5 protein-coding genes and 2 pseudogenes are annotated in these 5806 nt (G+C 61.7%); 1 reads left to right on the top strand and 6 read right to left on the bottom strand.

The window, feature by feature from the left end; all coding sequences use genetic code 11:
- The 3 genes and pseudogenes from FY112_RS01935 to FY112_RS01925 form a co-directional block, all read right to left on the bottom strand.
- Positions 1 to 346: pseudogene (locus tag FY112_RS01935) on the bottom strand (ABC transporter permease); the annotation flags it as partial.
- Entirely contained in the window at positions 346 to 1473 is a 1128-nt protein-coding gene (locus FY112_RS01930; RefSeq protein WP_029873636.1) for an ABC transporter permease, read from the bottom strand. The gene FY112_RS01930 and the pseudogene FY112_RS01935, both read right to left, overlap by 1 nt.
- Positions 1474 to 1493: 20 nt before the next feature.
- Positions 1494 to 2621, bottom strand: a complete 1128-nt coding sequence (locus tag FY112_RS01925) for a BMP family ABC transporter substrate-binding protein (protein ID WP_151517514.1) — start codon at positions 2619 to 2621, stop codon at positions 1494 to 1496.
- A gap of 340 nt (positions 2622 to 2961) precedes the next feature.
- Here FY112_RS01925 and FY112_RS01915 point away from each other — a divergent pair, with 340 nt between their 5' ends.
- Positions 2962 to 3636, top strand: coding sequence for a GntR family transcriptional regulator (locus tag FY112_RS01915; protein ID WP_062944035.1), 675 nt, complete (start codon positions 2962 to 2964; stop codon positions 3634 to 3636).
- Positions 3637 to 3719: 83 nt separating this feature from the next.
- Here the strand turns inward: FY112_RS01915 and FY112_RS01910 are convergent, their stop codons facing one another.
- From FY112_RS01910 to FY112_RS01900, 3 genes and pseudogenes are all read right to left on the bottom strand, one after another.
- Positions 3720 to 4517 (bottom strand): ABC transporter ATP-binding protein, encoded by a 798-nt coding sequence (locus FY112_RS01910; protein WP_131629542.1) that lies wholly within the window; start codon positions 4515 to 4517, stop codon positions 3720 to 3722.
- A gap of 11 nt (positions 4518 to 4528) precedes the next feature.
- Complete coding sequence (gene ntrB, locus FY112_RS01905; protein WP_151517513.1) at positions 4529 to 5422, bottom strand: nitrate ABC transporter permease; 894 nt, start codon at positions 5420 to 5422, stop codon at positions 4529 to 4531.
- Positions 5423 to 5477: 55 nt separating this feature from the next.
- Positions 5478 to 5806, bottom strand: a pseudogene (locus FY112_RS01900) (bicarbonate-binding protein); the annotation flags it as partial.

Here is a 5806-nt window from a genome sequence, read left to right as displayed (position 1 = left end):
TGCCGAGGAAAAACGCCATGCCGAGACCGAACTGCATCATGGCGATGCCGATGGCGATGTCGTTGACCTTCGCGAACTTGCAGATCCAGCCGTGGATGAGGCCGAAGATCGCGCCTGCCGCCATTGCGGCCAGCACGCCAAGGGTCGGCGAGCCGGTCATGACGGCCACCGCATAGGCCGTCATGGCGCCGAAGACGAGCGTGCCTTCCAGGCCGAGATTGATGCGGCCGGAGCGTTCGGTGATCGTCTCGCCGAGGCTGACGAAGATGAAGGGGGTGGAAACACGGATGGCGCCCGCGAAGATCGCCAGCGGCACGCCCCAGATGCCGATGCCTGTCTCTTCCATCAGAGGCTCCTTTTCCAGAGGTCGGGATTGAAGATCTTGAAGCGGCCGTAGAAGGTCTCGCAGAACAGAATGACGATGAAGAGCGTGCCCTGCAGCACCAGAACCGTCGCATCCGGCAGGCCCATGCGCCGCTGGATGAGGCCGCCCGAGGCGTCGATGCCACCGAGCAGGATCGCGACCGGAATGATCGCCAGCGGATTGTGCCTGGCGAGGAAGGCGACGAGGATGCCGGTGTAACCGTAGCCGGCGGCAAGCGAGGCGTTGGCACTTCCCTGCACCGCCGCCACCTCGATCATGCCCGCCAGGCCGGCAAAACTGCCGGCAAGCGCGGTAAATCCGGCGATCAGCTTGCCGACCGGCAGTCCCTGGATCTGGGCGGCGCGCACGTTGCCGCCGGCGATGCGGGCGGCAAAACCGTAGCTCGTCGCCTCGATCACGATCCAGGAGACCACACAGGCGAGGATGCCGATGACCAGGCCCCAATGCACGTCCATGCCGGGAATATTGCCGAGCATATATTCCGCCGGCAGCGGCCTGGTCGACGGCTTGTTGAGGCTTGCCGGATCGCGCAGCAGCCCTTCGACGAACTGGTTCATCAGGGCAATGGCGATATAGGAGAGCAGCAGCGACGAGATGGTTTCGTTGACGCCGCGGTAGTGGCGCAGGAAACCGGCAAGGCCGATCCAGATGCCGCCGACCACCATGGCAGCGATCGCCATCAGAATGAGGGTAAGGAAGACAGGCGCGGTGCCGGCGAGCGGCAGAGCCATGGCTGCGGCGGCAACGCCGCCCAGCACGACCGCTCCTTCCCCGCCGATGATGACGAGGCCGAGACGGGCGGGCAGGGCGACGCAGAGTGCCGTCAGGAGAAGGGGTGCGGCACGACTCAAGCTGTTCTGCACCGAAAACCAGCTGCCGAAGCCGCCGGTGTACATCAGTTGGAAGAGGGTGGCCGGCGACTTGCCGACCGCCAGGATGAAGAGGGAGAAGAGCGCAAGACCGATCAGAATGGCCGCGAGGCCGATGACAACAGGCTCGGCCCGCCGCGCGATCCATTCGAGGACGGGGCGCAGGGAAGCCGGTTTTTCCGCGATGGCTATTGCGGGATCATTGGCCTCGATGGTCATGGCGCTTCTCCCTTCGCGGTTTACGCCGTGGACCCGACGACGCCCTCGACCAGATAATTCATGCTTTCGAGCTCGATCGCGTCTTCGGCGTAGCTCTTGTCGGCAGCCACGACGGTGTCGCCCTTGTTGTCGTTCAACGGTCCCTTGAAGACCGAGAAGCCGCCCTTCATCATGTCGGCCTGCGTGGCTTCGAAGGCCTTGCGGCCCTCGGCGGACACACCGGGGCCAAGCGCGCTCATCTTCACGAAGCCGTCCTTCAGGCCGCCACGCACGAAATTGCCGAGCTTTTCGCCGGCCTGCGCCTTCTTGACGAAGTCGCTGTAGACGTTGCCCCAGGCCCATTCGGCGCCGGTGAGATATTTTTCAGGAGCAAGCGGGCTCTGGTTGGCGTGATAGCCGCAGACGAAGGCGCCGCGGCCGGCAGCCGTCTCGACGACCACTTTGGGGCTGTCGACGTGGCAGGTGATGACGTCCGCGCCCTGGTCGACCAGCGCGTTGGTGGCTTCGGCCTCCTTGACGGCAAGCGACCATTCGCCGGTGGAGATCACCTGGCAGGTGATACCAGGATCGACTGTGCGCGCGCCAAGCAGGAAGGCGTTGATATTCTGCAGAACCTGCGGGATCGGCTTGGCGGCGACGAAGCCGATCTTCTTGCTCTTCGTCGCATGGCCGGCGGCAATGCCGTTCAGATACTGGCCCTGGAAGATATAGCCAAAATAGGAGCCCGTATTGGCCGGGTTCTTGCCTTCCTGCCAGAGGCCGCCGCAGTGGCGGAACTGGACGTCGGGATGTTTGGCGGCCACGGCCAGCATGTGTGGGTCGAAGTAGCCGAAGGAGGTCGGAAAGAGCAGGGTCGCGCCATCCAGATTGATCATGGATTCCATGGTCTTCTGAACGTCGACGGTCTCCGGCACGTTCTCTTCTTCGACCAGCGTCACACCCGGCATCGCCTTGATGACGGCCGCACCTTCGGCATGCGCCTGGTTGTAGCCGTAGTCGTCCTTGGGGCCGACATAGATGAAGCCGACGGTCAGCGCGGTTTGGGCTGCGGCGGAAGAGGCGATCAGACCCGGCATGGCGCCGGCAAGCGCACCGGCAGCGGAAGCCTGGAGGAAATTGCGGCGGTTCATGGAAAGGAGTTTGGTCATCGGAAATGCTCCTTGCGGCGCTGGGCCGGTTGTGAACGGGTACAGAAAAGTGCATGCAATGCATGTGCCAGAAATTAATATGTTGTTTTTTATAGTTTATCCATTCCAGCAAGACTTGCGCATTGCAAAGTGCATACAGATTGATCGAATTCTTGCGCAAAAAGTAATCAATAGATATTTCTTGTTCATTGTGACTGCGTAGTTGGCACAGACTCGAGTTACCCGAGGTATCTCCTGCATCAGAAAGCGAACATTTAACAATATCTTCGCCGTCCGATTTGACTTATCGAGTCTCGAACATCATCTGTATGCAGAATGTTGAGGTGAGCAGATTCGTATCGTGAAGCAGACCAGGCGCAGAGAAGTGATCCGCACCGGAACCACCGTCGAACAGATGGTGCGCGCGATTGCCGACATGATCGTTACGGGTGAACTCCTGCCGGGCGCGAAGCTGGACGAGGTGTCGCTCGCGGCTCGTTTCGACGTTTCGCGCACGCCGGTACGCGAGGCTCTGCGTGAGCTGGGCGCCATGGGATTGATTGCGCGCGAGCCGAACCGCAGTGCCGTCGTGACCAATGTCACCGAGGCTTATCTGCATTCGATGTTCGAGGCGATGGCGGAGCTCGAAGCGATCTGCGCCAGGCTCTCGGCCGAGCGTATGACGGTCGATGAACGGCGCGCGCTGGAGCTGGAGCATCGGGGATCGGTGAGGCTCGTGCATGCCGGCGCGGAAGAAGACTATTCGGCTCACAATACCGAATTTCACACCCGGCTTTATCGCGGCGCGCATAATGATCATGTCTTCGAGATGGTGACTCAGACACGGGCGCGGCTTGCGCCTTTTCGGCGGGCGCAGTTCCGTCTGCCCGGGCGTCTGGCAAAGTCCTATGAGGAGCACGGCCGGATCGTCACCGCGATCATGCGCGCGGACGCAGCCGCCGCGGGGCAGGCGGCATATTCCCATGTGGAAATTGTCAGCGATGCCAGCGCGGTCTTTGCAACGCCCGGGGAGTAAAGACGGCGCGACGCCTGAAATCACGCGCCGCTACGAAGGCGAGAAAACCGCGGCCGGTAAACGCCGCGGTTATGTCCCGGTCTCTACTCCGCCGCTTCGATGAAGCGGTGGCGTTCGTAGAGGAACTTCAGCACGGCTTCACGGCATTTGAGATAGGTCCGGTCGGAGGCGAGTTCGATGCGATTGCGGGGACGGGGCATGGTCACATCGAGCACTTCGCCGATGCGGGCTGCCGGGCCGTTGGTCATCATCACGATGCGATCGGACAGCAGCACCGCCTCATCGACATCATGGGTGATCATCACCATCGTGTTGCCGAGGCGAGCGTGGATTTCCATCACCGCATCCTGCAGATGAGCGCGGGTCAGCGCATCGAGCGCACCGAAGGGTTCGTCGAGCAGCAGGATCTTCGGCTCCATTGCAAGCGCGCGGGCGATGCCGACGCGCTGTTTCATGCCGCCTGAAATTTCCGAAGGCCGCTTATCCCTCGCATGCGCCATCTGCACGAGGTCGAGGTTGGCCATCACCCACTCATGCCGCTCGGCCTTGGTCTTCGTTCGGCTGAAGAGTTTGGAGACGGCGAGATTGACGTTCTCGTAGACCGTCAGCCAGGGCAGCAGCGAGTGGTTCTGGAAGACGACGGCGCGCTCCGGACCGGGTCCGTTGACCTCACGGTTTTCAAGCAGCACCGCGCCTGCCGAAACCGGGGTCAGGCCGGCGATGAGGTTGAGCAGGGTGGACTTGCCGCAGCCCGAATGGCCGATGATCGAGACGAATTCGCCCGCGGAAATCGTCAGGTTGATGTCCTTCAGGACCTCGGCGCGCACGCCGCCCCGATCGAAATGTTTGTCGATATGGTCGAGCTTCAGATAGGCGTTCATAGGTGCGTTCCTCAGTTGGCCATGGCGCCGCGGGTGATGAGTTTGCCGAGTGCTGCCACCAGCTTGTCGAGGGCGAAGCCGACGATGCCGATATAGGCGAGCGCGACGATGATGTCCGGAAGGCGCGACGAGTTCCATGCGTCCCAGATGAAGAAGCCGATGCCGACGCCGCCCGTCAGCATTTCGGCCGCGACGATGGCGAGCCAGGAGAGGCCGACGCCGATCCTGAGGCCTGTGAAGATGTAAGGCGCTGCCGAAGGCAGCATGATCTTCCAGAAAAACTCGAACTGGTTGAGGCGCAGCACCTCGGCGACATTGCGGTAATCCTGCGGAATATTGCGGACGCCGACGGCGGTGTTGATGATCACCGGCCAGATCGACGTGATGAAGATCACGAAGATCGCCGAGGGGTTGGAATCCTGGAAGGCTGCGAGCGACAGCGGCAGCCAGGCGAGCGGCGGAACCGTACGCAGCACCTGGAAGATCGGATCGAGGCCACGCATCGCCCAGACCGACTGGCCGATAATCGCACCGATGATGACGCCGGTGATCGCGGCAAGGCCAAAGCCATAGAGAACGCGCTGCAGCGAAATGAGCACGCGCCAGCCGAGCCCGATATCCTGGGAGCCGTAGTTGAAAAACGGATAGGCGATCAGGTCATAACTATCCTGCCAGACCCGATGCGGCGAGGGCAAAGACGCATCCGCCGACGAACAGAGCACCTGCCAGACAAGCAGGATGAGTGCCAGCACGACGACTGGCGGAACGACATTGCGAAGTGCGGTCAGTGCCGCTCGACGAAAATCGATCCGCGATCCGTGCTTGCCGGAAAATGGCAGAACCTTTGCCGCCTGCTTGGCAGGGGCGGCCATGGAGGGATTTTCTTTATTTGCCAGGGCGGACATCAACGTGCTCCTCACGTGAATGAAAGGCCGGCGCGCTGTCGCGCGCCGGAGCGGGTCAGGAGACAGCCTTGATCGAAAGGCTGTCGAGATAGGCCGAGGGATTTTCGGGGTCGAAGACCTTGCCGTCGAAGAAAGTCTCCTTGCCGCGAGAAGACGATGCGGGAATATCGGCCGCCGCGACGCCGAGATCCTTGGCGGCCTCGCGCCAGATGTCTTCGCGGTTCACCTGATTGACCAGCGCCTTGACGTCGGTGCTCGCCGGCAGATTTCCCCAACGGATGTTTTCCGTCATGAACCAGGTATCGTGGCTCTTGAACGGATAGGAGGCGCCGTCTTTCCAGAACTTCATATAGAGGTCGGTGGCTTTGACATCGCGGCCGTTGC

The sequence above is a fragment of the Rhizobium sp. PEPV16 genome, assembly GCF_008919455.1.
In the GTDB taxonomy this organism is placed as follows: Bacteria; Pseudomonadota; Alphaproteobacteria; order Rhizobiales; family Rhizobiaceae; genus Rhizobium; species Rhizobium leguminosarum_Q.
The sequence above is the reverse complement of the archived record's forward strand: the minus strand, read 5'-3'. Positions and strand labels throughout refer to the sequence as shown.